Source organism: Streptomyces venezuelae, assembly GCF_008642275.1.
Taxonomy (GTDB): Bacteria; Actinomycetota; Actinomycetes; order Streptomycetales; family Streptomycetaceae; genus Streptomyces; species Streptomyces venezuelae_E.
Map to the genome: position 1 here is coordinate 1,284,336 of NZ_CP029189.1, position 25,715 is coordinate 1,310,050.

A 25,715-nucleotide genomic window follows, 5' to 3' on the forward strand; every position below is an offset into this window, starting at 1 on the left:
CCGGACGGGACCCGGCGCGCTCGTTCATCCGGCGCCGTCTGCGGCGCTCCGGTCAGGCTCGGGGCCGGGACCCGCGGTCGCGGCTCGCCATTCCCGCCATCGCGAGGCCGAGGCACAGGGCGACACCTCCGGCGATCACGTTGCTGACCACCGTTCGCGTCGTGTCCATCTCACCGGCGATGGCCCACGGGGCGATGATCGTCCACGCACCGAGGACGACCGCCGTCCACGCCATCGCGTGGGTGCGCTCGTAGGCGGAGCCCAGACCGCCCATGCACAGGCAGAAGGCCAGGCCGACGATCAGGTTGTTGACGGCCAGCGGGGTGAGGCCGCTGAACCCCACGATCCACGGCGAGGCGGCCAGGTACAGGCCCGTGATCAGGGCCAGAGCTTCGACGGCCTGCGCCCGGGGAGTGCTGGTCACCCGCTCGAACCGCGTGCGCATCTCGGCGAGGTCGGGGTGTTGCTCGATGCTGGGATGGGTGGTCATGGCCGGCCGCCTCCTACTGAGAAGCCTTTATCTGCCATTTACCCCATTATGTTCCGCCTATCCATACCCCCTGGTCAACGGAAAATTTCGGGGCCTTCTCACAGCACTCCCACCGACCTCAGTGCCTGGTACTGCGCCCGGCTCATGCGGGCCGGCGCGTAGAGGTAGCAGATGCCGCCGGAGCCCGAGGTGACCTTGCCGGAGGCCCCCACGCGCTTGGTGCGCAGCCAGATGTTCTCCCACTCGGCGCGCTGGTAGACACGGCGCACGGCGGGGTTGTCCCGCGAGTTGGGGTCGTTCGCGATCACGTCCCCGGCGGCGGTGAAGCCGATGACGGTCATCAGGTGGCCAGCGGTGCCGTAGCCCGCGCCCGTGAGCTCGTCGGGGCGGAAGGACTGGGAGGTGATGGCCGGGATGCCGGAACGGACCAGGGTTTCCAGGTCGGTCAGGGAGGTGAGGCGGGTGACGACTCCGGCCAGCCCGGGGTAGGTGGCGGCGTACGCGGCGTTGAAGGGCCAGTTGCCGCAGCCCTTGTAGGCGGCGTCGTAGGTGGAGCGGGCCGCGTGGCAGATCTGCGGGTCCGAGTACTTCGGGTCGACCCAGGTCAGGGCGGAGGGTGCGGCCTTGCCACCCCAGTACTCGATGATCATCTGCGAGGAGGTGGGGCTGCACCAGGCCTCGCCGCCGTTGTCGTACTCGGGGTAGCGGCCCGCGTGGACCTCCTGCGAGTAGCGCGGGACCTTCAGCTCGTGGGCCGTACGGGAGGGGACGGAGGCCGGGACGGTGAAGCGGTCCGGGACGTCGGAGACCATGGCGCCCGCGAGCCGTACGGTGGGCCCCCGCTCGGCGCCGGGCCTGCGGTGGAGGGTGAGGCGCAGCTGCCAGGCCGCGATCCGCAGGCCGGCGGCCGCGGCCGGGGCGTCGAGGGCCAGGGTGTCGGTCCAGACGGTGGACCTGCCGTCGCTCTGGCCGTCGACCGAGGTGCGGCGGATGTCCGCGTCTCCGGAGGCCCAGCGGCCCATCACGTACCAGGGGGTGGCGGTGCCGTCGGTGTAGGTGCCGCGCAGTTCGGTCTGGATCCAGGTCCCGGCCGGGGTGTGGGCGTTCCAGGAGGCGATGGCCTCGGTGGCGGGCACGCTGGAGCGGTGCACGGGGGAGGTCCAGGTGGCGTACTCCCAGGTGCTCTTGCGGCCGGTGTGCGGGTCGGCGTACTCGGTGCGGCCGACGGCCGTGGCGATCTCCAGGCCGGGGCGGGTGCCGCCGACGGCGGTGGTGCCCTGGTGGGTGCCGGCGAGCCAGTGGCCGTAGGAATACCAGAAGCGGTTGTCGACGGTGCGGGAGGGGGTTCGCGGGGCGGGAGGGGTGGGAGGGGTCGCAGGGGCCGCCGAGGCGCTGCCGCCGGAGACGGTGGCGGCGGTGGCCGCGGTGGCGACCGCGAGCGCCGCGACGAGTACGGACCTGCGCGGCGTGGGTTCGGTCATCGCGTGTTCCCCCAGGGTGGGTCGGCACTTCGGCGGTTCGGTAGTTCGGTAGTTCGGCAGTTCGGTAGTTCGACACTTCGGCGGTTCGGCAGTTCGGCAGTTCGGTGGTTCGACACGTCGGCAGTTCGACACGTCGGCAGTTCGGCAGTTCGGCAGTTCGGTGGCGCGCGGGTGTCATCCGCCCTCACACCCTTCCAGTTCCCGGGGGCGACCGCCCGAAGCCACGGGTCGTGTCGGGCCTGTCTACGCTGGTCGGGTGGAGTCACAACAGTCACAACAGCCTCAGCGGTCACTCGAACCGCTCGCCCGGGAGCTCGCCGCCCTCCCGCCCTCCCTCGGCCCGGTACGCCTGATCGGGATCGACGGGCACGCCGGATCCGGGAAGAGCACCTTCGCGGGGCAGCTCGCCGAGGTACTGGGAGCGCCGGTGCTGCACCTGGACGACGTGGCGACCCACGAGGAGCTGTTCGACTGGGTGGAACGGCTGCGCACGCAGGTGCTGGAGCCGCTCGCCTCGGGCCGGCCCGCGCACTGGGCCCCGTACGACTGGGTGGCGCGCCGGTTCGGTCCGGAGCGGGTGCTGGAGCCGGCGCCGGTGGTCCTGGTCGAGGGGGTGGGAGCGGGGCGGGCTGCGCTGCGGCCGCGGCTGGCGCGACTGCTGTGGATGGAGACGCCGCGCGAGCAGTCCTGGCGACGGGGGCGAAACCGTGATGGGCGTGAACTTTCCGACTTCTGGGACGGATGGGAGCGCGCGGAGCGCGCGCACTTCTCCCACGACCCTTCGCGCCCCTTCGCCGACACCCTGGTACGCCAGAGCGGTACGGGATACGAGTGGTCTTCCGGGGCCCGTGAGACCGCAGGAACCTCCGCTTCCGTCACCGGGAGTGACGAACTCCCCCGGGCCTGAACGCCCCCGGAAATCCGCTCCGCCGGGGCCTGCCCGACCCGCTTGACCCGGGGCCCGCAGCGGCCTTACGTTTTCAATGCGAGGCCGTACCGGCCGCCGCGGACACGAAGCCCCCGGTTGTTCCCCCGTGACCGGGGGCTTCGTTCTGCCCGCGAGCACCCCTCCCCGCCGGTGTCACGCGAGGCCGATCGACCCCGGTTCTTCACCCTGAGTCACCGGTCGCCCCAGGGGCGCACGCCGGAACCGGACCTGTCGCGCCCTACGTAAGGTGCGTGACCGCAGGTACGATGCAGCCCTGATTTCATCGGCGCAGTGGGCAACTCATGTGCTCGTCACGGAGGTTGCCGCGCACCACGGGGGCAGGCTTGTGGGGGACGTGATGGATTTCGGCACGCCGGGCAGCATGCACGCCCCGGCCGAACTCGCCTGGCTGCGCGGGGTCGACGCCTGCACCATGGGCGCCTATCCGCAGGCCGAGGAGGAGTTCCGGGCGGCCGTACGACTCGACCCCTCCATGGCTGACGCCTGGCTGGGACTGCACGCGCTCCGGGTCGACACCGGCAACGCGTTACTTCGCATGTACGCCCACCGGGACCGGTTCGGCGAGCAGCGCGCCCGGCACCGCCGGACGCTGAACTCCTGGTACTGGCTGGGCTGGTGGGTGCAGCCGGTGCTGGAGAGCCGGCGCGATCTGCTCCTCGCCCACGCCTCGCACTGGCTGGACGGCCGCCACGTGCCCGAGCTGGACCAGGCGCTGGCCGCGCTGCCGCCGGTGGACACCGACGCGCAGGTCCGGTTCCTGCACGCCTGCCGGGCCTATCTGGTCAAGGACTGGGAGCAACTGGTCCGGCACACCGAGCCGCTGGTCGACGATCCGCTGCTGGGCATCGAGGCCGGGCTGTTCGGCGGGATGGCCCGGGTCCGGCTGGAGATGTACGGGCAGGCGGAGCCGCTGCTCGCGGCGGCGCTGATGCGGTGCCGCAGCGAGCAGCCCCAGCGCAAGGAGCTGCGGTACTGGCTGGCGCGGGCGCGGGAGGGCACCGGGCGCAGTGCGGCGGCGCTGCCGCTGTACCGGGCGGTGCACCGGGTGGACCCCTCGTTCATGGACACCGCGGCCCGGCTGACGGCCATCGAGGACAGCGACGACACGGACGGCGTGGCCGATCTGGCGGGCCTGGCGGGGTACGCGGCGTACGGGGGCTACAGCGGGCACGGACCGTCCCCGGCCGGCGGGGACTTCGCGGCGGTCGCGCTGGGCGGCGGGCCCGTCCAGGACGTCGCGGCGGACGGCCAGACGGAGCCCGATCCGCTGGCTCCGCCCCCTCCCCCGGCGGGCCGCGTGGAGGGCGTACGGCGCAAGGCGCCGGTCCCGCCGCAGGGCACCCCCGAGGGGCTGCCGGCCGGCCCGGCGGACCCGGCGGCGCTCGCCGAGGCGCTGGCGGAGCTGGAGCGGATGGTGGGCCTGGAGCCGGTCAAACGGCAGGTGAAGGCGCTCTCGGCGCAGCTGCACATGGCGCGGCTGCGGGCGGGGCAGGGGCTGCCGGTACAGCCGCCGAAGCGGCATTTCGTGTTCTCGGGTCCCTCCGGGACGGGCAAGACGACGGTGGCCCGGATCCTGGGCCGCGTCTTCTACGCGCTGGGGCTGCTCGGCGGCGACCATCTGGTGGAGGCCCAGCGGGCCGATCTCGTGGGCGAGTTCCTCGGGCAGACGGCGGTGAAGGCGAACGAGCTGATCGATTCGGCGATCGGCGGGGTGCTGTTCGTGGACGAGGCCTATTCGCTGTCGAACTCGGGCTACAGCAAGGGTGACGCGTACGGCGACGAGGCCCTGCAGGTGCTGCTGAAGCGGGCCGAGGACAACCGGGACCACCTGGTGGTGATCCTGGCGGGCTACCCGGCCGGGATGGACCGGCTGCTGGCCGCCAATCCGGGGCTGTCCTCGCGCTTCACCACGCGGGTGGACTTCCCCAGCTACCGGCCGCTGGAGCTGACCGCGATCGGCGGGGTACTGGCGGACGCGAACGGGGACCACTGGGACGAGGAGGCGCTGGAGGAGCTGCGCAGCATCAGCGGGCACGTGGTGGAGCAGGGCTGGATCGACGAGCTCGGCAACGGCCGCTTCCTGCGGACCCTGTACGAGAAGAGCTGCGCCTACCGGGACCTGCGGCTGGCGGGCTTCGCGGGTGAGCCGTCGCGGGACGACCTGGCGACGCTCCGGCTGCCGGACCTGATGCAGGCGTACGGAGAGGTCCTGTCGGGCCGCGGCCCCCAGGAACGGCCCGACCCGCCGGCGCCGTAGTGCCGTGGCCGGCGGGTCGGGTTCGCCGTGCGGGGCACGTCCTGGGGCCCGCGGCCCCAGGACGTGGCCGGATCACCGCGTCAGGCGCCGCGGACGTAGGCCCGGTGGGCCGGGTCGCGGACCTCGCCGACCAGCATTTCGAGGACGTCCTCCAGGGCGACCAGGCCGAGGACCCGGCCCGCCGGATCCGCCACCTGCGCGAGGTGGGTGGCGTCCCGGCGCATGACGCCGAGCGCGTCGTCGAGCGGGACGGTGGCGCACAGCGTGGTCATCCGGCGCCAGACCCGCTGCGGGACGGCCCGCTCCCGGTCCTCCAGGTCGAGTACGTCCTTGACGTGCAGGTAGCCCATGAAGGCTCCGCTGTCGGCGCGGACGGGGAACCGGGAGTAGCCGGTGCGCACGGTCAGCTGCTCGATCTGCCGCGGGGTCACCGCCGGGCCGACCGTGACCAGCCGGTCCGGGCCGAGGAGGACGTCGGTGACGGGGCGGCTGCCCAGTTCCAGCGCGTCCTCAAGCCGCTCCTGCTCGACCGGCTCCAGGAGCCCCGCCTGCCGGGAGTCCTTGAGGAGCCGGCCCAGCTGGGCGGAGGTGTAGACGGCCTCGACCTCGTCCTTGGGCTCCACCTTGAAGAGCTTCAGGACGAGCGCGGCGCAGGCGCCGAGCGCGGTGGTGACCGGCCCGCACAGGCGGGCGAAGGCGACCAGGCCGGGGCTGAACCACAGTGCGGTCTTCTCGGGGGCGGCCATGGCCAGGTTCTTCGGCACCATCTCGCCGATCACCAGGTGCAGGAAGACCACGGCGGTGAGCGCGAACGCGTAGCCGAGGGGGTGGATCAGGCCTTCCGGTACGTGGACGGCGTGGAAGACGGGCTCCAGCAGCCGGGCCACGGTGGGCTCGGCGACCGCGCCGAGGGTGAGCGAGCACATGGTGATGCCGAACTGCGCGGCGGCCATCATGCGGGGCAGGTTCTCCAGGCCGTGGAGCACCTGGCGGGCCCGCTTGGAGTCGGCCGCGAGGGGCTCGATCTGGCTGCGCCGTACGGAGACGAGTGCGAACTCGGCGCCGACGAAGAAGCCGTTGGCGAGGACCAGCAGCAGGGCGAAGAGGAGCTGGAGCGCGTTCACCGGGCGGCGCCTTCCAGCTCGGCCCGCTGCGGCTGGGGCGCGGACGTGCCGTCGGCCGCGGAGCCGGGCCGGTACGCGCCGGCCGCGGGCACCGCCGCCAGCCGGACGAGGCGGACCCGCTCGGCTCGGTTGCGGCCGACCCGGCGGACGGACAGCTTCCAGCCGGGGAGTTCCGCGCGGTCCCCGGGGGCGGGGATCCGGCCGAGCAGGTCGGCGACGAGGCCGGCGACGGTCTCGTACGGGCCTTCGGGTACTTCCAGGCCTATGCGGCGCAGGGTCTGCACCCGGCAGCTGCCGTCGGCCTCCCAGGAGGGACGGCCGTCCTCGGCCGGCACCGCGGCCAGTTCGGGTGTCTCGTCCTCCGCGAAGTCGTGCTCGTCGCGGACCTCGCCGACGAGTTCCTCCACGATGTCCTCCAGGGTGACGACGCCGGCGGTGCCGCCGTACTCGTCGACGACCACGGCCATCGGCTGTTCGCTGCGCAGCCGCTCCAGCAGCGGCTGCACAGGCAGGGAGCCGGGCACGAGCAGCGGGGCGACGCAGATCCGGCTCACGCTCGTGCGGTCGCGCTCGGACTCGGGTACGGCGAGGGCGTCCTTGAGGTGGACGACGCCGGTGACCTCGTCGATGCGGTCGCGGTAGACCGGGAAGCGGGACAGGCCCGTGGCGCGGGTCAGGTTGAGCACGTCGGCCGCGGTGGCCGTGTGCATCAGGGCGCTGACCTTCACCCGGGGGGTCATGACGTGCTGGGCCGTCAGCTCGCCCAGCGAGAGGGTGCGGACGAAGAGGTCCGCGGTGTCCTGTTCGAGGGCGCCGGCCTGGGCCGAATGGCGGACCAGGGAGAGCAGCTCGCCGGGGGTCCGGGCGGAGTCCATCTCCTCGGTCGGTTCCACGCCGAGCGCCCGCACGAGGCGGTTGGCCACGGCGTTGAGCCCGGCGATCACCGGACGGAAGACGCGGGAGAAGACCTGCTGCGGGCCGGCGACGAAGCGGGCCACCTGGAGCGGCCGGGAGACCGCCCAGTTCTTCGGGACGAGCTCGCCGACGACCATCTGGACGGCGGAGGCGAGCAGCATGCCGATGACGACGGCGACGCCGGAGACGGCTCCCTTGGGCAGGCCGGTCGCGGCGAGCGGCCCGGCCAGCAGTGCGGCGAGGGCGGGCTCGGCGAGCATGCCGACCACGAGGGAGGTGATGGTGATGCCGAGCTGGGTGCCGGAGAGCTGGAAGGACAGCTCCCGCAGGGCTTTGACCACCGTGCGGGCACGGCGGTCTCCGTCGGCGGCGGCGCGTTCGGCCTCGGGCCGCTCCACGGTGACGAGGCCGAACTCGGCGGCGACGAAGAAACCGTTGGCGAGGATGAGGGCGAAGGCCGCCGCGAGCAGAAGTAGCGGGATGGTCATGCCGCCGCCTCCGAGGGGAGGGCGGCGCGGGTATTACCGGACGATCCGTCCATTGCTGGAGGGAGTCACTCCTCAAGTCGCAGGTGCCCACGGGCCACGAGGTCCCGGGGCCGATGGGAGGGCGCACAGCTGCGCCCCGCCACCAGGGTAGTCATTGAGATCCCGGCCGCAACGGTACGCAGCCGTGGGGATCGGCCGACTCAGTGGTCGCCGGTGCCCGTTCCGTGGGTTTCGGCGAGGGTGCGCAGGGCGCGGGCGTCGCCGATCGCCTGCTGCTTGGCGATGCCCGGCTGGATGCCGAGGGCGGGCAGGCTGGTGCCGTCGCTGAGGTCGAGGAACACCCACGGGTCGCCCGGGCGGAGGTTGACCCGGAGGATCTGGGCCCACTCCAGGCGGCGGGTGTTGGTCAGGTTGACGACCGTGACGCCGGACTCGTCCGCGACCACCTTGGGGCGGCTGAGCAGGACGAGTACGGAGCTCAGCAGGACGGCGGTGAAGACGAAGCTGATCCGCTCGCCCGGGCTGAGGTTCTCCAGCAGCAGGGCGATGGCCGTGATGGTGGTGAACATGGCGAGGCCGACGCCCAGCAGGACGACCCGGGTACGGGTCGGCCGGAAGGTGACCGGCAGGGTGGGTGTGGCGGGCTGGGCGGCGGACTCGGCCATGGTGCGGTGCCTTCTGGAGGTGGCGTGCGGTTCGGGAGGCGGCGTGCCGGTCGGGCACGCCGGTCCTCAGAGGCGGCAGGCGTGGATCGAGGTGGTGAGGATCGCGCGCGCGCCGAGCTCGTACAGGTCGTCCATGATCCGCTGGGCTTCCTTGGCGGGGACCATCGCGCGGACGGCGACCCAGCCCTCGTTGTGCAGCGGGGAGACGGTCGGCGACTCCAGGCCGGGGGTGAGGGCGACCGCGCGCTCCAGGTGCTCGGCGCGGCAGTCGTAGTCCATCATCACGTAGCTGCGGGCCACGAGGACGCCCTGCAGGCGGCGCAGGAACTGCTGGACCTGCGGGTCGCCGGCGTCGGCGCCGTTGCCGCGGATGACGACGGCCTCGGAGGTGAGGATCGGCTCGCCGATGACTTCCAGGCCGGCGTTGCGCAGGCTGGTGCCGGTCTCGACGACGTCCGCGATGATCTGGGCGACGCCGAGCTGGATGGCGGTCTCGACCGCGCCGTCGAGGTGCACGACGGAGGCGTCGATGCCCTTCTCGGCGAGGTGCTTGGCGACGATTCCCTCGTACGAGGTCGCGATGGTCATCCCGCCGAAGTCCTCGGGGCCCTTCGCCGTGCCGGGGGTGGTGGCGTAGCGGAAGGTGGAGCGGCCGAAGTTCAGCGGCAGGATCTCCTCGGCGCTGGCGCCGGAGTCGAGCAGCAGGTCGCGGCCGGTGATGCCGATGTCGAGCTTGCCCGAGGAGACGTAGATCGCGATGTCCTTGGGGCGGAGGTAGAAGAACTCCACCTCGTTCTCGGGGTCGACGACCACGAGCTCCTTGGACTCCTTGCGCATCCGGTAGCCGGCCTCATGGAGCATCGCCGACGCCGGTCCGGAGAGTGAACCCTTGTTGGGGACGGCGATGCGCAGCATGGGGCTTCCTTTGGTGCGTGGGTTACGGGTTGTACGGGCGGGTGTGCGTGCCGGACTCAGAGGTGGGCGTAGACGTCGTCGAGGGAGATCCCGCGCGCCACCATCATCACCTGGACGTGGTAGAGCAGCTGGGAGATCTCCTCGGCGGCGGCTTCCTTGCCCTCGTACTCGGCGGCCATCCAGACCTCGGCGGCCTCCTCGACGACCTTCTTGCCGATGGCATGGACGCCCTTGTGGACGAGCTCGGCGGTGCGGGAGGTGCTGGGGTCGCCTTCGGCGGCCTTGCGCTGGAGCTCGGTGAAGAGCTCCTCGAAGGTCTTGGGGGTCTTGTCAGCCATGATGGTCCTCAGAATACGGGGTTCCCCGTCGCCACTCAGCGCCAGGGTTCGCTGACGGTGCGCAGGGTCATGGCGGTGGAGACGGCGGCGGTGACCGCTTCGTGCCCCTTGTCCTCGTTCGACCCTTCGAGGCCGGCGCGGTCCAGCGCCTGCTCGTCGTTGTCGCAGGTCAGTACTCCGAAGCCGACGGGGACTCCGGTGTCGATCGACACCTGTACCAGGCCCTGGGTGACGCCCTGGCAGACGTAGTCGAAGTGCGGGGTGCCGCCGCGGATGACGACTCCGAGGGCGACGATGGCATCGTAACCGCGACCGGCCAGTACCTTCGCCACGACCGGGAGCTCGAAGCTGCCGGGGACCCGGAGCAGGGTGGGCTCGTCGATGCCCAGCTCGTGCAGGGCCCGCAGGGCCCCGTCGACCAGTCCGTCCATGACCTTCTCGTGCCACTGGGCCGCGATCACGGCGACTCGGAGGTCTCCGCAGTTCTTCACGCTCAGTTCGGGTGCGCCCTTGCCGCTCACAGCTCTGCTCCTCGGTGGTTCGTGGTGGGTGGTGTGGATGTGTGTACGGGTGGTGGTGCGTGCCTACTGGTTGCCGCAGGCGGAGGTGGTGACGGGCCCGTCCAGCCAGGGCAGGTCGTGCCCCATCCGGTCCCGCTTGGTGCGCAGGTAGCGCAGATTGTGCTCGCCGGCCTCGACCGGCATCGACTCCCGGCTGCTGACCGTGATGCCGTGCTGGACGAGGGCGTCGGACTTCTCGGGGTTGTTGGTCATCAGCCGCACGTCGTGGACCCCGAGGTCGGCGAGGATCTGGGCGCCGGCGCCGTAGTCGCGGGCGTCGGCGGGCAGGCCGAGTTCGAGGTTGGCGTCGAGGGTGTCGCGGCCGCGCTCCTGGAGTTCGTACGCGCGCAGCTTGGACAGGAGTCCGATGCCGCGGCCCTCGTGACCGCGCAGGTAGACGACGACGCCGCGGCCCTCGTCCTTGATGCGTTCCATGGAGGCGTGCAGCTGGGGGCCGCAGTCGCAGCGCTGGGAGGCGAAGATGTCGCCGGTCAGGCACTCGGAGTGCATGCGGACCAGCATGTCGGTGCCGTCGCCGATCTCGCCGTGGACGAGGGCGACGTGCTCGACGCCGTCGACGGTGGAGCGGTAGCCGTAGGCGGTGAACTCGCCGAAGGCGGTCGGCAGGCTGACCTCGGCCTCGCGGCGCACGGTGGGCTCGGCGGAGCGGCGGTAGGCGATCAGGTCCTCGATCGAGATGATCGTCAGGCCGTGCTTGCGCGCGAAGGGGATCAGCTCGGGCAGGCGCAGCATCACACCGTCCTCGCCGGCGATCTCCACGATGGCGCCGGCCGGGCGCAGGCCCGCGAGGCGGGCGAGGTCGACGGCGGCCTCGGTGTGGCCGTTGCGGACCAGGACGCCGCCGGGCTTGGCGCGCAGCGGGAAGATGTGGCCGGGACGGACGAAGTCGCCGGGTTCGGAGACCCCGTCGGCGAGCAGGCGCAGGGTGGTGGCGCGGTCGGCGGCCGAGATGCCGGTGGAGACGCCGTGGGCGGCGCTCGCGTCGACGGAGACGGTGAAGGCGGTCTTCATCGACTCGGTGTTGTGCTGCACCATCTGGGGGAGTTCGAGCCGGTCCAGCTCGGGGCCCTCCATGGGGGCGCAGATCAGGCCGCGGCACTCCGTCATCATGAAGGCGACGATCTCGGGGGTGGCCTTCTCGGCGGCGATGACGAGGTCGCCCTCGTTCTCGCGGTCCTCGTCGTCGACGACGACGACGGGGCGGCCCGCCGCGATGTCACGGATGGCCTGCTCGACGGGGTCGAGGCGGAAGGTCTCTTCGGGGATGTCGGGCACGGGCTTGAGGGTGGTCATGCCGTTGCTCCTTCCAGGGCCTGGGCGGGGGTGGTGCGAGAACGCTGGTACCAGTCGTAGGCGCCCCACAGCACGAGGGCGAAGTACACGACGTAGACGAGGCCGGAGAAGGCCAGTCCGTTGTTGAAGGCGAGGGGGACGCCGACCAGGTCGACGAGGAGCCAGGCGAACCAGAACTCGACGAGGCCGCGGGCCTGGGCGACCATCGCGACGATGGTGCCGACGAAGATGTACGCGTCGGCCCAGGGGCTCCACGACAGCGACGGGTAGAGGGTGAAGAGGCCGCCGACGGCGAGGGTGCCGAGGGCCGCTCCGCCGAGGAGCACGCCGCGCTCGGTCCAGGTGGCGGTGCGGACGGCGATGGAGCCGTCCTGGGCCTGCTGCTTGCCGCGCTGCCAGGCGATCCAGCCGAAGACGGCCACGCCGATGACGAGGAGCTGCTTGCCGACGCCGCCCGCGAGGTGTGCGGAGGCGTAGGCGGCGATGAGGATCAGGCCGGAGAGGAGCTGGGCGGGCCAGGTCCAGATGGAGCGGCGCCAGCCGAGGGCGAGCGCGGCCAGGCCCATCAGGTTGCCGATCATGTCGGACCAGATGACCTTCTGGCCGAAGACGGTGAAGGCCTCCGCGTTGAGCCAGGTCAGGGCGCTCACCGGTCGTCTCCCGTCGCGTGCAGCGGGTTCACGCCGGCGGCCAGCAGGCGCTCGACGTACTTCGCGAGGACGTCGACCTCCAGGTTGACCGGGTCGCCGCTCTGCTTGATGCCGAGGGTGGTCAGCGCGAGGGTGGTGGGGATGAGGCTGATGGTGAACCAGTCGGCGGCGGCCTCGACCACGGTGAGGCTGACGCCGTCGACCGTGATGGAGCCCTTCTCGACGACGTAGCGGGAGAGGTTCGCGGGGAGGGCGACCTTGACGATCTCCCAGTGCTCGGAGGGGGTCCGGGAGAGGATCTCGCCGGTGCCGTCCACGTGTCCCTGGACCAGGTGGCCGCCGAGTCGTCCGCCGAGCGCCATCGGGCGCTCCAGGTTGACGCGGGAGCCCTTGGTCAGGGCGCCGAGGCTGGAGCGGTTCAGGGTCTCCTGCATCACGTCGGCGGTGAACTCGCCGTCGGCCGTCTCCACGACGGTGAGGCAGACGCCGTTGACCGCGATGGAGTCACCGTGCTTGGCGCCTTCGGTGACGAGGGGGCCGCGCAGCCGGAAGCGGGAGGCTTCCTCGAGCTGCTCGACAGCGGTGACCTCGCCCAGTTCTTCGACGATTCCGGTGAACACTCAGTGCTCCTTGGTGGCGGTGGCGGTGGTGGCGGTAGCGGGGACGGGGACTGCGGTGATGCGGAGATCGGGGCCGATGCGGACGGCCTCGGTGATGTCGAGGCGCTGCGCACCGGAGATGTTCTTGATTCCGGCGTCGGCGAGGGCCGCGGGGCCGGCACCGAGCAGGGCCGGGGCGATGTAGCCGATGACGCGGTCGACGGCGCCGCCTTCGAGGAAGGCGCCGGCCAGTGTGGGCCCGCCTTCGAGCAGGAGGGAGCGGACGCCGCGCCGGTCGAGGTGGGTGAGGAGGTCGTGGACGCCGATGCGGCCGTCGTGCAGGGGCAGCCGGAGCAGTTCGACGCCCGGCAGGTGCCGGGTGTCGGCGTCCTCGCCGACGACGAGCAGGGTGGGTGCGGCGTCGTCGAGGACGCGGGCGGTCGGCAGGAGTGCGGCGCGGGCGTCGAGGGCGATGCGCAGTGGCTGCGTGGCGCCTTCGACACCGCGGACAGCGAGGTGCGGGTCGTCGGCGCGCAGGGTGCCGGCGCCGACGAGGACGGCGTCGCTCTCGGCGCGCAGCCGGTGGACGTCGGCGCGGGACTCGGCGGAGCTGATCCAGCGGCTGCTGCCGTCGGCGGCGGCGCTGCGGCCGTCGAGGGTGGCGGCGTACTTCCAGGTGACGTGCGGCCGGCCCAGACGTACGGAGGTCAGCCAGGCGGCGTTGCCCGCTTCCGCCTCGTCCGCGAGGAGCCCGGCGGTGGTGTCGATCCCGGCGGCGCGCAGGGTGGCGGCTCCACCGCTGGCCTGCGGGTTCGGGTCGGGGACGGCGTAGACCACGCGGGTGATCCCGGCGTCCACGAGGGCCTGGGCGCAGGGACCGGTGCGGCCGGTGTGGTTGCAGGGTTCGAGGGTGACGTAGGCGGTGCCGCCGCGGGCGGCCCCGCCTGCCGCGCGCAGGGCGTGGACCTCGGCGTGCGGGCCGCCGGCCCGCTCGTGCCAGCCCTCGCCGACGATCGCGCCCGAGGCGTCGGTGAGGACGCAGCCGACGACCGGGTTGGGGCTGGTGGAGCCGAGTCCGCAGGCGGCGAGCTCGATGGCTCGGCGCATGGCACGGGTGTCCGCGTCGGGTGCTGCTGCGTGCGCGGCGTGGTTCGCCACCGGGTCCTCCTGCCTCATCGGGCACGGACTCCGGGGCCTGTCGGGATACGACAGATGAAGCGGTACAGCACACAGGGGACGCCGAGGCCGGAAAAACGGTTCGACCAGGCATATCCGTAGGGATATGCCGACGAACCGCCGACGGCGGCGTACCGGTGACTGGCCCGCCGCGCACTGCCTCCCATCCGGACTTTAACCGTCGGTCCAGGAATCTCACCTGGTCAACCGGCCGCTGGCTGCGGACGGGTCGCGGACTATAACCGCCGGTTCGGAATTACACCGACCCCGGAGTGCGCTGCTACTGGTACTCCAGCCAGTCTGCCACGGCCGATCGACAGCCATGCGGGTGATGCGGTGTGGGCTGGCTCACAAGAGCGGCGGGACGGATGCGGACTTTGTCAAGTCGAGCGGGGTTGGTCCAGACCTATTGACGGGGTGGTCTAGTCCTCTTAACGTTCCCTTCATCTTCCCGGGAACGGTCCGTCAGATGTGCACACGTCACGGGCCAACACGCTTTCGCACCACCTCTGTTGCTTCATGTTGTGTCCAGTTGTGTCCTGCATCCTCCCCTCCCCAGGAGGCACAATGCCGTCCCCCACACGTACGAGAGCGATGCTCCTGGCATCCGGCGCAGCGATCGCCGGACTCCTGGTGGGCGGGCTCTCGGCCGGCGTCTCGCACGCGGCCGACAACGAGGGCTGTCGCCCGAACGGGCTGTACAAGACCGTCGGCGTCGACGTCCCGTACTGCTCGGTCTACGACACCGAGGGCCGCGAGAAGATGGGCGCCGACCACCAGCGCCGCGTCATCGGATATTTCACCGGCTGGCGCACCGGCAAGGACGGCACCCCCGCCTACCTCGCCAACAACATCCCGTGGTCCAAGGTCACCCACCTGAACTACGCCTTCGCCCACGTGGGCGCCGACAACAAGATCTCCGTCGGCTCGGACGGCGTGAACAACGCCGCCACCGGGATGACCTGGCCCGGCGTCGCCGGCGCCGAGATGGACCCGGCCCTCCCCTACAAGGGCCACTTCAACCAGCTGACGAAGTTCAAGAAGCAGTACCCGAACGTCAAGACGCTGATCTCGGTCGGCGGCTGGGCGGAGACCGGCGGCTACTTCGGCGACGACGGCAACCGCGTCGCCTCCGGCGGCTTCTACTCCATGGCCACGAACGCCGACGGCTCGGTCAACCAGGCCGGCATCGACACCTTCGCCGACTCCTCGGTCGAGTTCGTCCGCAAGTACGGCTTCAACGGCGTCGACATCGACTACGAGTACCCCACCACCATGAAGGACGCCGGCAACCCGCTGGACTGGCAGCTGGCCAACGCCCGCCGCGCCGGCCTCGTCCAGGGCTACGCCGCCCTGATGAAGTCCCTGCGCGAGAAGCTCGACCGCGCGGGCGCCGACGACGGCAAGCACTACCTGCTCTCCGTCGCCGCCCCCTCCTCCGGCTACCTGCTGCGCGGCATGGAGACGTTCCAGATCCAGAAGTACCTGGACTACGTCAACATCATGTCCTACGACCTGCACGGCGCCTGGAACGAGTACGTCGGCCCCAACGCCTCGCTCTTCGACGACGGCAAGGACGGCGAACTCGCCGCCGCCGGCGTCTACTCCACCTCCCAGTACGGCGGCATCGGCTACCTCAACACCGACTGGGCGTACCACTACTTCCGCGGCTCGATGCCGGGCGGCCGGATCAACATCGGCCTGCCCTACTACACCCGCGGCTTCAAGAACGTGCAGGGCGGCACCGACGGCCTGTGGGGCAAGGCCCCCGCCACCACCTGCCCCGCCGGAGCGGGCCTGACCAAGTGCGGCGACGGCGCGGTCGGCATCGACAACCTGTGGCACGACAAGGACACCAACGGGGCCGAGTCCCCGGCGGGCTCCAACCCGATGTGGCACGCCAAGAACCTGGAGAAGGGCGTCGTCGGCGACTACGTCACCAAGTACGGCTTCCCGGCGAACACCACGCTGACCGGCACCTACGCCCGCAAGTACGACTCCACCCTGGTGGCGCCGTGGCTGTGGAACGCGCAGAAGAAGGTCTTCCTCTCCACCGAGGACGAGCAGTCGGTGGCCGCCAAGGCCGACTACGTGGTCGACAAGGGCATCGGCGGCACGATGGTCTGGGAGCTCGCGGGCGACTACACGTACAACGCGGCCAAGGGCCAGTACGAGATGGGCGACACGCTCACCGACACGATGTACCAGAAGTTCAAGTCGGCCTCCCCCTACGGCGCGAAGAAGGCGGGCGCCACCGCCCTGCCGACCCAGGCCGTGGACATCAGGACGGAGTTCACCGAGTTCAAGCTGGGCGACTCCAACTACCCGCTCACCCCGAAGCTGAAGATCACCAACAACACGAACGCCACGCTGCCCGGCGGCACCGAGTTCCAGTTCGACTACGGCACCTCCGCCCCGAACAACGCCTCCGACCAGTCCGGCTTCGGTACGACCGTGATCAGCAGCGGCCACACCGGCACCAACGTCGGCGGCCTGAAGGGCGACTTCCAGCGGGTCTCCCTGAAGCTCCCGGCCTGGCAGACGCTGGCACCCGGCGCCTCCGTCGACCTGGCGTTCAACTACTACCTGCCGGTGTCCACGCCCTCCAACTGGACCGTGAAGATCTCCGGCACCACCTACGCCCTCGCCGGCGACCTGGCCCGCGGGACGACGCTGGTCCAGCCCGGCTCCACCCAGCCCCCGACGACTCCCCCCACCACTCCCCCGACCACCCCGCCCACCACTCCCCCCACGACGCCGCCGACCACGCCGCCGGGCGGGACCTGCACCAACCCGGCGTACGTGGCGGGCACGATCTACAACAGCGGCGACGTCGTCTCCCACAAGGGCCGCAACTGGAAGGCCCAGTGGTGGACGCAGAACGAGGAGCCCGGCACCACCGGCGAATGGGGTGTCTGGAAGGACCAGGGCGCCTGCTGACCCCCGCACCCTGATCCACGAGTGAACGTGAGGACCCGGTGGCCCGGCGGCCACCGGGTCCTCGCTCTTTCCGCGCCTGACCGGACTCGTACGCTGCAGCGGTGATCACACACATCACCGCGTCCGACGCGGACTTCGAGGAAAACCGTCCCCGGATGTTCGGCATCGCCTACCGCATGCTCGGCTCGGCCGCGGAGGCCGAGGACACCGTGCAGGAGGCGTACCTGCGCTGGGCGTCGGCGGACCGCGCGGAGATCGAGCACCCGGGCGCCTGGCTCGCCAAGGTCGTCACGAACCTGTGCCTCAACACCCTCACCTCGGCGCGGGTCCGGCGCGAGGCGTACGTCGGCCCCTGGCTCCCGGAGCCCGTCCTCACCGGGGACGGCACCCTCGGCCCGCTGGAATCCGCGGAGCAGCGGGACAGCGTGTCCATGGCCCTGCTGGTGCTGCTGGAGCAGCTCACGCCGGTGGAACGGGCCGTGTACGTACTGCGCGAGGCCTTCGCCTACAGCCACCGGGAGATCGCCGGACTCCTGGACCTCACCGAGGCCAACTGCCGCCAGCTCTACCGGCGGGCGGCCGGCCGGGTGACCGCGGAGCGGCCGGCCGCGGCGGAGCCACGCTTCGAGGCGGACCCCGAACGGTGGCAGAGCCTCGTGGAGACCTTCATGACGGCGGCGCGCAGCGGGGACCTGGCCCGGCTGGAGGGGCTGCTGACGGCCGACGCCCGGTTCGTCTCCGACGGCGGCGGCGTGGTCAGTGCAGCGCTGCGGCCGATCCTGGGGCGGGAGAAGGTGGCCCGGTTCACGATCGGGGTGCTCAAGAAGTTCGCCGGGGACCTGCAGGTCAGCGTCGCGGAGATCAACGGGGTACCGGCACTCGTCTTCGGCGGGACGGGCGTCCTCCTGGTGGAATTCGAGAACGGGCTGGTCAGCGGGCTCAGCACGGTACTCAACCCGGAGAAGCTGGAGTTCCTCCAGCGGCAGCTGTCACATTCCTGAGAGCCCTCCGGTCTCCGCTGCGGAAGAACCTTCATCGGCGAAAGGCGGACCCCATGAGCACCATCCTCGTCACCGGCGGCACCGGCACCCTCGGCGTACTGGTCGTGGACCGGCTCCGGAACGCGGGCCACGAGGTCCGCGCACTGAGCCGGCACGCCCCGGAGTACCCGGTCGACCTGTCGGACGGCACCGGGCTGGACGTGGCGATGGCGGGCGCGGAGGTGGTCGTGCACTGCGCGAGCGACACGCGCGGCGGGGGCAAGGACGACGAGGCCGCCGCCCGGCACCTCGTCGACGCGGCCCGGCGGGCCGGGACCGTGACCAACGTCGTCTACATCTCCATCGTCGGGGTGGACGTGGTGCCGTTCGGCTACTACCGGACGAAGCTGAAGGTGGAGCGGCTGCTGGAGGCGTCCGGGCTGGGCCTGACCATCCTGCGCACGACCCAGTTCCACGACCTGGTGGCGCAGGTGGTGGACATGGCGGCGAAGCTGCCGCTCGTGCCGATGCCCAGCGGGGTACGGGTCCAGCCGATCGCCGTCGGCGAGGTGGCGGACCGGCTGACAGAACTGGCCGTCCCGACCCCGTCGGGCCGGGTCCCGGACATGGGCGGCCCGGAGATCCACACGCTGCCCGACCTGGCCCGCACCTACCTGACCGCGATGGGCCGCCACCGCCGGGTGATCTCCCTCCCCCTGGCGGGCAAGGCCTACGCGGGCTTCAAGCGCGGCGGCAACCTGGCCCCGTCCCACGCGGTGGGCCGCCTCACGTTCGCCCAGTTCGCGGCGTCGGCGGCGCCGGCGGCGCCTGAAGCCGGGCGGGGGCGGTAGGGGCGGGGGCGGCAGGGGCGGGGCCGGCCGACCGGGGTCGGAACGGTACGTCGGGGACTTCGCGGGGCGGGAGCCGCCCCCACCCCTACCCCCCGAACAGCACCGCCTGCGCAGCCTCCCGCGCCGCCAGTTCGGCTCCTGCCAGGACCGCCGGGTCACCCAGGGTCGTGGCGCGGATCTCCGTCGGGACCGGGGTCAGTTTCGCCACGCGGTGGGCGACCCGGGCGGCCAGGGCGGGGCCGCCGGCGCGGCCCAGTTCGCCCGCCAGGACCACGCAGCCCGGGTCCAGGATCGCCGCGGCCGCCGCCGCGCCCAGCGCGAGCCGTTCGGCCAGGGCTTCGAGGAAGGCCTCGCCCGCGGCTCCGGCCACGGCCTCCTCCGCCGGGCCCGCGAAGCCGTGGGCGCGCGCCAGCGCGGTCACGGCTTCGCGGCCCACGAGGGCGTGGAATCCGCCCGCGCAGTCCTCGGCCGACGGCAGGCCTGCGGTTCCCGGTACCGGGAGGAAGCCGATCTCTCCCGCTCCGCCGGAGGCGCCCCGGCGCAGCCGGCCGTCCAGGACCACGGCGGCGCCCACGCCCGCGCCGAGCCACAGCAGGACGAAGGAGTCCAGGTCGCGGGCCACGCCCAGGCGCTGCTCGGCGAGAGCGGCGAGGTTGGTCTCGTTCTCGACGACGACCACCGCGGGCAGGCTCCGCTGCAGGGCGGTGACCAGGTCCCGGTGCCAGGCGGGGAGGCCGCTGGTGTCGCGGAGTTCGCCGGTGGCCGGGGCGACGAGGCCCGGGGCGCCCATGACGACGGTGTGCAGTTCGGCGGCGCCGGCCTCGCGTGCGGTGCGCAGCAGGGCGGCCACCGCGTCCTCGGGGGCGCCGACGGGCAGGGCGGCTTCGGCGAGGGGGCGGCCGAGGAGGTCGGTGACGACGGCGGTGACCCGGTCGGTGCGGACGTCGAGGGCGGCGAGGTGGGCGCGGTCGGCGACGATTCCGTAGAGCTTGGCGTTGGGTCCGCGGCGCTGTTCGCCGGATTCGCCGGCGACTTCGATGAGTCCGGCTTCGGTGAGGCGGTCGACGAGGTCGGCGACCGAGGGCCGGGAGAGGCCGGTCATGGTCTTCAGCTGGGTGGCCGTCAGCGGCCCGGATTCCTGGAGGAGTTGCAGGGCGAGGCGGTCGTTGATGGCCCGGGCCGTGCTGGGTGAGGCGGGGGACGGTGCCGGGGTCGTGGTGGGGGCAGGAGTCACGGAGCCCATCCTAGGGAGTCGGGCCCATTATCTATCAGGCAGGGTCCCTGATAGTTTAATCCTCATGACCGGGGACACCGACCTCAGCCCGGCGCGCCTGCGCCATGCCCGCTACGCCATCGCCGCCGTCTTCTGCATCCACGGCGCCGTCACCGGCTCCTTCGCCACGCGCATCCCCTGGATCCAGGAGAACGCCCAGCTCAGCGCGGGCACTCTGGGTCTGGCCCTCGCCGCGCCCGCCGTGGGCGCGGCCCTCGCGATGCCGCTGGCGGGCCGGATCAACCACTGGCTCGGCGCCCGGACCGCGCTTCGGGTGCTGCTCTCGCTGTGGACCCTGTCGCTGATCCTGCCGAGCCTCGCCCCGAACCTGCCCGCCCTCTGCTTCGTACTGTTCGTCTACGGGGCCACCGCCGGCATGTCGGACGTGGCGATGAACGCGCTGGGCGTGGAGACCGAGAACCGGCTGGGCCGTTCGATCATGTCCTCGCTGCACGGCATGTGGAGCGTGGGCGCGCTGCTCGGCTCGGCCGCGGGTACCGTCGCCGCGCACGCCGGGGTCGACGCCCGGCTGCACCACCTGGTCGCCGCGCTGGTCCTGACGGCGGGCGGGCTGTTCGCCGTACAGGGCGTGCTGGACCTGAGGGCCGACGAGGAGGCTCAGGCGCCGCCGCACTTCGCGCTGCCGCCGAAGTCGGCGCTGCTGATCGGGGCCGTCGGCTTCTGCGCGGTGTTCGCCGAGGGCGCGAGCCTGGACTGGTCGGCGGTCTACCTGCGGGACGTCCTGCACACGGACGCGGGCCTGGCGGCGGCCTCCACCACCGCCTTCGCCCTCACGATGGCCGTGGCCCGGCTGGTCGGTGACCGGGTGGTGGACCGGTTCGGGGCGGTGCGCACGGTCCGGGCCGGCGGGCTGGTCGCCACCGCGGGCGGGCTGCTCGTGGTCGGGGTCCGGCATCCGGCGGGCGCGCTGGCCGGGTTCGGGCTGATCGGGCTCGGGATCGCGGTGGTGGTCCCGCTGGCCTTCGCGGCGGCGGGACGCAGCGGCCCGGCTCCGGCGCAGGCGATCGCCGGTGTCGCGACGATCACGTACACCTCGGGGCTGATCGCGCCGTCGGCGATCGGCGCGGTGGCGGACGCGACCTCGCTGGTGGTGTCCTTCGGACTGGTGACCTTGCTGGCGTTCGCACTGGTCGCGGGTGCCGCGGTACTGCGCCAGGGACCGCCGGTGCGGCAGGCTGGGGCCGGTCTCGGCGGGGTGTCGGCGAAATCCGGCCCCACCGACCTCGACGAACCTGCTCAAACCCGGCCGTAACATGTCGACTGGCCGCAGCGGCACGCACCCGTGCGCTGCGGCCTCGATGTGTGAGCAGCCGGAGAAACGGAGTGGAACATGGGCCTCGGCGTGGGCTGGACCCTGCACGGAGACGGGCGGACTCCCGCCCCCGGGGCGGTGGTCCGGCCGGATGAGCGGCTGTCGTGGCCGCGGACCGCCGGGCTGGGCGCGCAGCACGTCGTGGCGATGTTCGGTGCGAGTTTCGTCGCTCCGGTCCTGATGGGCCTGGATCCGAACCTGGCCATCATGATGTCCGGTGTCGCGACGGTGATCTTCCTCCTCGCGACCCGCGGCAGGGTCCCCTCGTACCTGGGCTGCTCGCTGTCCTTCGTCGGTGTGGCGGCGGCCATCCGGGCCGCCGGCGGGGACAGTGCGGTGGTCACGGGCGCCGTCTTCGTCGTGGGCGTGGCACTGTTCCTGGCGGGCCTGGTGGTCCGGCGCTTCGGTGCCCGCGTCATCCACGCGGCGATGCCGCCCATCGTGACGGGCGCGGTGGTGATGCTGATCGGCTTCAACCTGGCGCCGGTGACGGCGAGCACGTACTGGCCGCAGGACCAGTGGACGGCGCTGCTGACGATGCTGTTCACGGGGGCTGCCGTGGTCTGCCTGCGCGGGTTCTGGTCGCGGATCGCGATCTTCCTCGGCCTGCTCTTCGGGTACGGGATCTCCTGGATCTCCGACCTGCTCTTCGGGAAGATCCACTCGACGCTGGGCGGGGAGGCGGCCGTCGACCACTGGCGCCTCGACCTCTCGGCGGTGGCCAAGGCCGACTGGATCGGGCTCCCGTCCTTCCACGCGCCCGCCTTCGAGTGGTCGGCGATCCTGATCGCCCTGCCGGTGGTGATCGCGCTGATCGCCGAGAACGCGGGCCACATCAAGGCCGTGGGCGAGATGACCGGCGATCCGCTCGACGACGAGCTGGGTACGGCGATCGCGGCGGACGGCGCCGCGTCCATGCTGTCCACGGCGGTCGGCGGTCCGCCGAACACCACCTACTCCGAGAACATCGGTGTCATGGCGGCCACCCGGGTCTACTCCACGGCGGCCTACTGGGCGGCCGCGGGCTTCGCGCTGCTCTTCGGGCTGTGTCCCAAGTTCGGTGCGATCGTCGCGGCGATCCCGGGCGGGGTGCTCGGCGGCATCACGGTCATCCTCTACGGGATGATCGGCCTGCTCGGCGCACAGATCTGGATCAACGGCGGGGTGGACCTGCGCAATCCGCTGAACCTGGTGCCGGCCGCGGCGGGCATCATCATCGGCGTCGGCGGGGTGAAGCTGCAGATCACCGACACGTTCGAGCTGGGTGGCATCGCGCTGGGCACGGTCGTCGTGATCACGGGCTACCACGCGCTGCGGTTCCTCGCGCCCGCGCACCTCAAGCAGGAGCCCCTCCTCGACGAGGGCACCTCGGGCTACGACACCGGCGACGGCCCCGGGGGCGGCCAGGACAAGCCCCGTTGACGGGGTTTCGCCCGAACCGGGGAAGCGTACGGCCAAGTTCCCCGGATCCGCGTCGGCGCCTGCGACTCTGCCCCCATGGAAGCGGTGCTGGCGCGGATGCGCGCCCTGGAGGAGCGGCTCCCGCCGCAGGACGGTGTCGCCGTCTTCAACCGGGTCTACCTGACCGTGACGGAGACCCTGCACCGGCGGATCGAGCACGGCGCCTTCCCGGCGCCCCGGCGGGCGGAGACGCTCAGTGTGCGGTTCGCGGAGCGGTACCTGACGGCGGTCGAGGCGGAGCGGGCCCCGGCCTGCTGGCGTCCGCTGCTGCAGTACCGCCGCCACCCCGGGATCCGCCCGCTCCAGCACGCGCTGGCCGGGATCAACGCGCACATCGGCCACGACCTGGCGCTGGCGGTGGTCGCCACGTGCGGTGAGCTGGGATGTGAACCGCGTGCTCTGGAGGCGGACTTCGACCGGGTCGGGGACACGCTGGTCTCCCTGGAGGAGCACATCCGGGAGGACCTGATGCCGGGCCCGGACCTGTTGGAGATCGCCGACCCGCTGACCCACCTGGTCGGCTCGTGGAGCCTGGAGCGCGCCCGCGCCGGGGCCTGGTCGGCGGCCCGCCTGCTGTGGACGCTGCGCCGGGCGCCTGAACTGGCCGAGGAGTTCACGGACTCGCTCGACGCGGGCGTGGGCCTGGTGGGCCGCTGCCTGCTGACCCCGCGGGGCTGACCCGCCCCGCGGCCACGCGCCGTCGGCGCGGTCCCGCTGGTACCCCCTCGGGGCCGCCTCGGGCGTCTTCACTACGCTCTGCTCAATGGCAGGAAGAATGAGCGAGCAGAACCGCACCGTCCCCCGCTGGTTCCGTGGCGGCCCGGAGCTTCACCAGTCCCTGCTGGACCTCACGGCATGGCATCCGGAGGCGACCGAGATCGCCACGTCCCCCAGGGCGCCGGACGACTTCGCCACGGACACGATGCTGGAGTTCCTGTCCCAGGAGCTGATGCGGTCCGGATACGCGGACGACTGGTCGGTGACCTCGCACGGGCAGGAGATCGAGGACCTCATCGACGTGTTCCACCGCATCGCACAGCGCAGATGGCCGGCTGCGGGGTGAGCCCCGGACGGCTGCCTGCCGGGCCTCGGCGGAGGCGGCCGCCGAACGCGACCCGCGCAGGAACCCGGTCCGGCGGCGCGCCCGCCGGCCCGGACATGGAGAACGGGCCGCCGGCCCGCGTGCTGACGGCGCGGGGCGGCGGCCCGTGATCATGGGACCGGAGGATCAGTCCTCGGGGAGTTCGACCGGGGCGATGTCGTCGTAGACGTCGCCCGGGCCCGGGTTGGTGGAGTCCGTGGAGCCACCGAGGTGGTGCATGACGCCCCAGACCGCGTTGAGGGCGGTCTGGACCGCGCCCTCGGCCCAGCCGGCCGTCCACGAGATGTCGTCGCCCGCGAGGAAGATGCCGCGCTTGTCCTCGGGGAGGCGGTCCTGCATGAAGTGGGTGAACAGGCGGCGCTGGTACCGGTAGTGGCCCGGCAGGTTGGCCTTGAACGCGCCCATGAAGTAGGGCTCGTCCTCCCAGGACACGGTGACCGGGTTGCCGATGATGTGACGGCGGATGTCGACCTTGGGGTAGATCTCGCCCAGGGACTTCAGCATGACCTCCATCCGCTCGTTCGCGGACAGCGGCAGCCACTTGAGGCTGTCGTCGCACCAGGTGTACGAGAGGCAGATGACGGCGGGCTTGTCCGGTCCGTTGTCCAGCAGGTACGTGCCGCGGGTCATCCGGTCGGTCAGCGTCATCGACATGACGTCACGGCCGGTCTCCTCGTCCTTGTCCAGCCAGAACGGCCGGTCGACGGGGACGAACAGCTTGGACGACTCCATGTAGTGGGTGCGCTCGATCGCCGTCCAGTGGTCGATCGGGAACAGCGTGTCGTCGCACTCGATCTTCGACAGCAGCATCCAGGACTGGGCCGTGAAGATCGCGGCGCGGTACGTGCGGATGTCGCCGGAGGAGTCGGTGACCGTGATGCGGTTGCCGGCCGTGCGGTGCAGGCGGGTGACCGCCGGGCGCGGGGTGCCGTCGTGCAGGGAGGACAGCGAGGTGCCCTGGGCCCAGTGCACGATCTTCTCGGGCTCGCGCTCCCACAGGCGCAGCGGCAGCTGCTGCGAGCCGCCCACGATGCCGCGGTGGTGGTCGTCGGCCTCGGTGTAGACGACGCGCAGGATCTCCAGGATGGAGTTCGGGAAGTCGGTGTCCCAGCCGCCCGTGCCGAAGCCGACCTGGCCGAAGATCTCGCGCTTGCGGAAGGACTTGAAGGCCTCGGACTTGCAGAGGAAGCCGTAGAAGGTCTCGTCGTCGAGCTTCTCGACGAGCTTCGCCCAGATCTCGCGGATGCGCGGGACGTCCCGCTCGCGCATCGCGGTGTTCATGTCGGAGAAGTCGGCGCCCTCGTCGAGGCAGGCGTTCCACGCGGCGGACACGTCGCGGTAGATCTGCGGGAGGTCCGCGATCGTCTCGGCGTAGTGCGTCTCGCCCTTGAGGTCGACGACCGTCGAGGGGGTCGACTCGGCGAGCGGGTTCGGGAAGGGCTCCGTGACCAGGCCGACGAGGTCGATGTAGTGCTGCAGGGCGGTGGAGGACGGCGGGAAGCGCATGGCGCCCATCTCCGCGGTGAGGCCCTCGGTCTCGGCGCCCTCGAAGCCGACGGTGCGCAGGCGGCCGCCGATCTGGTCGGCCTCGTAGACGACGGGCTTGAGGCCCATCTTCATCAGCTCGTACGCGGAGATGATGCCGGACAGCCCGCCGCCGATGACGGCGACCTCGGTGCCGAGCTCGGTCGCCGGTATCTGGCCGAGGCCGGCCGGGTGGGCGAGGAAGTCGTCGTACGCGTAGGGGAAGTCCGGACCGAACATGGTGATCGGCGGCTGTCCGTCGCTGTGCGGGACGGCGGTGGTGGGCACCGTGGACGTCATGGGGGTACGTCTCCTTGCGGCAGGGCTGGG

23 protein-coding genes and 1 riboswitch are annotated in these 25,715 nt (G+C 71.8%); of the genes, 9 read left to right on the forward strand and 14 right to left on the reverse strand.

The features are described 5' to 3' along the window. Positions 1–52: 52 nt before the first annotated feature. The gene (locus DEJ51_RS05060) at positions 53–490 is read right to left on the reverse strand and encodes an SPW repeat protein (RefSeq protein WP_150256502.1); all 438 of its coding nucleotides are present in this window, start codon (positions 488–490) and stop codon (positions 53–55) included. Between the two features lie 98 nt (positions 491–588). Then, positions 589–1,971: a peptidase C39 family protein gene (locus tag DEJ51_RS05065; RefSeq protein WP_150256503.1), complete on the reverse strand. Its 1,383-nt coding sequence runs from the start codon at positions 1,969–1,971 to the stop codon at positions 589–591. 256 nt (positions 1,972–2,227) lie between these two features. On the opposite strand from DEJ51_RS05065, the gene DEJ51_RS05070 reads away from it, so the two are divergent. Next, the gene (locus DEJ51_RS05070; protein WP_150256504.1) at positions 2,228–2,878 is read left to right on the forward strand and encodes a uridine kinase; all 651 of its coding nucleotides are present in this window, start codon (positions 2,228–2,230) and stop codon (positions 2,876–2,878) included. Between the two features lie 379 nt (positions 2,879–3,257). Further along, positions 3,258–5,177 carry an AAA family ATPase gene (locus DEJ51_RS05075; protein ID WP_150256505.1) on the forward strand — a complete coding sequence of 640 codons (1,920 nt, stop codon included), beginning with the start codon at positions 3,258–3,260 and terminating at the stop codon, positions 5,175–5,177. Between the two features lie 80 nt (positions 5,178–5,257). Here DEJ51_RS05075 and DEJ51_RS05080 read toward each other — a convergent pair whose 3' ends face one another. The 10 genes from DEJ51_RS05080 to ribD form a co-directional block, all read right to left on the reverse strand. After that, the gene (locus DEJ51_RS05080; RefSeq protein WP_150256506.1) at positions 5,258–6,301 is read right to left on the reverse strand and encodes a hemolysin family protein; all 1,044 of its coding nucleotides are present in this window, start codon (positions 6,299–6,301) and stop codon (positions 5,258–5,260) included. Further along, the gene (locus tag DEJ51_RS05085; RefSeq protein ID WP_150256507.1) at positions 6,298–7,704 is read right to left on the reverse strand and encodes a hemolysin family protein; all 1,407 of its coding nucleotides are present in this window, start codon (positions 7,702–7,704) and stop codon (positions 6,298–6,300) included. Before DEJ51_RS05085 ends, DEJ51_RS05080 begins: the two co-directional genes overlap by 4 nt. A gap of 200 nt (positions 7,705–7,904) precedes the next feature. After that, the gene (locus tag DEJ51_RS05090) at positions 7,905–8,369 is read right to left on the reverse strand and encodes a PH domain-containing protein (RefSeq protein ID WP_150256508.1); all 465 of its coding nucleotides are present in this window, start codon (positions 8,367–8,369) and stop codon (positions 7,905–7,907) included. Between the two features lie 66 nt (positions 8,370–8,435). Next, positions 8,436–9,284: an ATP phosphoribosyltransferase gene (hisG, locus tag DEJ51_RS05095; RefSeq protein ID WP_150256509.1), complete on the reverse strand. Its 849-nt coding sequence runs from the start codon at positions 9,282–9,284 to the stop codon at positions 8,436–8,438. Positions 9,285–9,340: 56 nt separating this feature from the next. Next, the gene (locus DEJ51_RS05100; protein ID WP_030774590.1) at positions 9,341–9,622 is read right to left on the reverse strand and encodes a phosphoribosyl-ATP diphosphatase; all 282 of its coding nucleotides are present in this window, start codon (positions 9,620–9,622) and stop codon (positions 9,341–9,343) included. Between the two features lie 35 nt (positions 9,623–9,657). Further along, positions 9,658–10,143 (reverse strand): 6,7-dimethyl-8-ribityllumazine synthase, encoded by a 486-nt coding sequence (ribH, locus tag DEJ51_RS05105; RefSeq protein WP_007262951.1) that lies wholly within the window; start codon positions 10,141–10,143, stop codon positions 9,658–9,660. Between the two features lie 63 nt (positions 10,144–10,206). Continuing rightward, complete coding sequence (locus DEJ51_RS05110; protein ID WP_150256510.1) at positions 10,207–11,496, reverse strand: bifunctional 3,4-dihydroxy-2-butanone-4-phosphate synthase/GTP cyclohydrolase II; 1,290 nt, start codon at positions 11,494–11,496, stop codon at positions 10,207–10,209. Next, a complete protein-coding gene (locus DEJ51_RS05115) occupies positions 11,493–12,146 on the reverse strand; it encodes a nicotinamide riboside transporter PnuC (RefSeq protein WP_150256511.1) in 654 nt (217 codons plus the stop codon). The genes DEJ51_RS05110 and DEJ51_RS05115 overlap by 4 nt, the downstream gene beginning before the upstream one ends. Then, a complete protein-coding gene (locus tag DEJ51_RS05120) occupies positions 12,143–12,766 on the reverse strand; it encodes a riboflavin synthase (RefSeq protein ID WP_150256512.1) in 624 nt (207 codons plus the stop codon). Before DEJ51_RS05120 ends, DEJ51_RS05115 begins: the two co-directional genes overlap by 4 nt. After that, positions 12,767–13,921 carry a bifunctional diaminohydroxyphosphoribosylaminopyrimidine deaminase/5-amino-6-(5-phosphoribosylamino)uracil reductase RibD gene (gene ribD, locus DEJ51_RS05125; RefSeq protein ID WP_150256513.1) on the reverse strand — a complete coding sequence of 385 codons (1,155 nt, stop codon included), beginning with the start codon at positions 13,919–13,921 and terminating at the stop codon, positions 12,767–12,769. A gap of 149 nt (positions 13,922–14,070) precedes the next feature. Next, positions 14,071–14,201: riboswitch (FMN riboswitch) on the reverse strand. A 287-nt stretch (positions 14,202–14,488) separates the two neighbouring features. On the opposite strand from ribD, the gene DEJ51_RS05130 reads away from it, so the two are divergent. From DEJ51_RS05130 to DEJ51_RS05140, 3 genes are all read left to right on the forward strand, one after another. Beyond that, positions 14,489–16,861 carry a chitinase C-terminal domain-containing protein gene (locus DEJ51_RS05130; protein WP_150256514.1) on the forward strand — a complete coding sequence of 791 codons (2,373 nt, stop codon included), beginning with the start codon at positions 14,489–14,491 and terminating at the stop codon, positions 16,859–16,861. Between the two features lie 101 nt (positions 16,862–16,962). Further along, positions 16,963–17,862, forward strand: a complete 900-nt coding sequence (locus tag DEJ51_RS05135; protein WP_223835676.1) for an RNA polymerase sigma-70 factor — start codon at positions 16,963–16,965, stop codon at positions 17,860–17,862. A gap of 53 nt (positions 17,863–17,915) precedes the next feature. Then, positions 17,916–18,692, forward strand: a complete 777-nt coding sequence (locus DEJ51_RS05140; RefSeq protein WP_150256515.1) for an SDR family oxidoreductase — start codon at positions 17,916–17,918, stop codon at positions 18,690–18,692. A gap of 85 nt (positions 18,693–18,777) precedes the next feature. On the opposite strand, the gene DEJ51_RS05145 is transcribed toward DEJ51_RS05140, so the two are convergent. Further along, entirely contained in the window at positions 18,778–19,935 is a 1,158-nt protein-coding gene (locus tag DEJ51_RS05145; RefSeq protein WP_150256516.1) for an ROK family transcriptional regulator, read from the reverse strand. A 55-nt stretch (positions 19,936–19,990) separates the two neighbouring features. Between DEJ51_RS05145 and DEJ51_RS05150 the strand changes: the two genes are divergently transcribed. The 4 genes from DEJ51_RS05150 to DEJ51_RS05165 all read left to right on the forward strand — a co-directional run bounded on the left by DEJ51_RS05150 (position 19,991) and on the right by DEJ51_RS05165 (position 23,822). Next, positions 19,991–21,238: an MFS transporter gene (locus DEJ51_RS05150; RefSeq protein ID WP_150256517.1), complete on the forward strand. Its 1,248-nt coding sequence runs from the start codon at positions 19,991–19,993 to the stop codon at positions 21,236–21,238. Positions 21,239–21,316: 78 nt separating this feature from the next. Beyond that, on the forward strand, positions 21,317–22,720 hold the full coding sequence (locus tag DEJ51_RS05155; protein ID WP_150256518.1) for a uracil-xanthine permease family protein: 1,404 nt from the start codon (positions 21,317–21,319) through the stop codon (positions 22,718–22,720). A 75-nt stretch (positions 22,721–22,795) separates the two neighbouring features. Beyond that, complete coding sequence (locus DEJ51_RS05160; protein ID WP_150256519.1) at positions 22,796–23,437, forward strand: DUF5995 family protein; 642 nt, start codon at positions 22,796–22,798, stop codon at positions 23,435–23,437. 85 nt (positions 23,438–23,522) lie between these two features. Then, complete coding sequence (locus tag DEJ51_RS05165; RefSeq protein WP_150256520.1) at positions 23,523–23,822, forward strand: hypothetical protein; 300 nt, start codon at positions 23,523–23,525, stop codon at positions 23,820–23,822. A 165-nt stretch (positions 23,823–23,987) separates the two neighbouring features. Here the strand turns inward: DEJ51_RS05165 and DEJ51_RS05170 are convergent, their stop codons facing one another. Next, positions 23,988–25,685 carry a flavin monoamine oxidase family protein gene (locus DEJ51_RS05170; protein ID WP_150256521.1) on the reverse strand — a complete coding sequence of 566 codons (1,698 nt, stop codon included), beginning with the start codon at positions 25,683–25,685 and terminating at the stop codon, positions 23,988–23,990. Positions 25,686–25,715 lie beyond the last annotated feature (30 nt).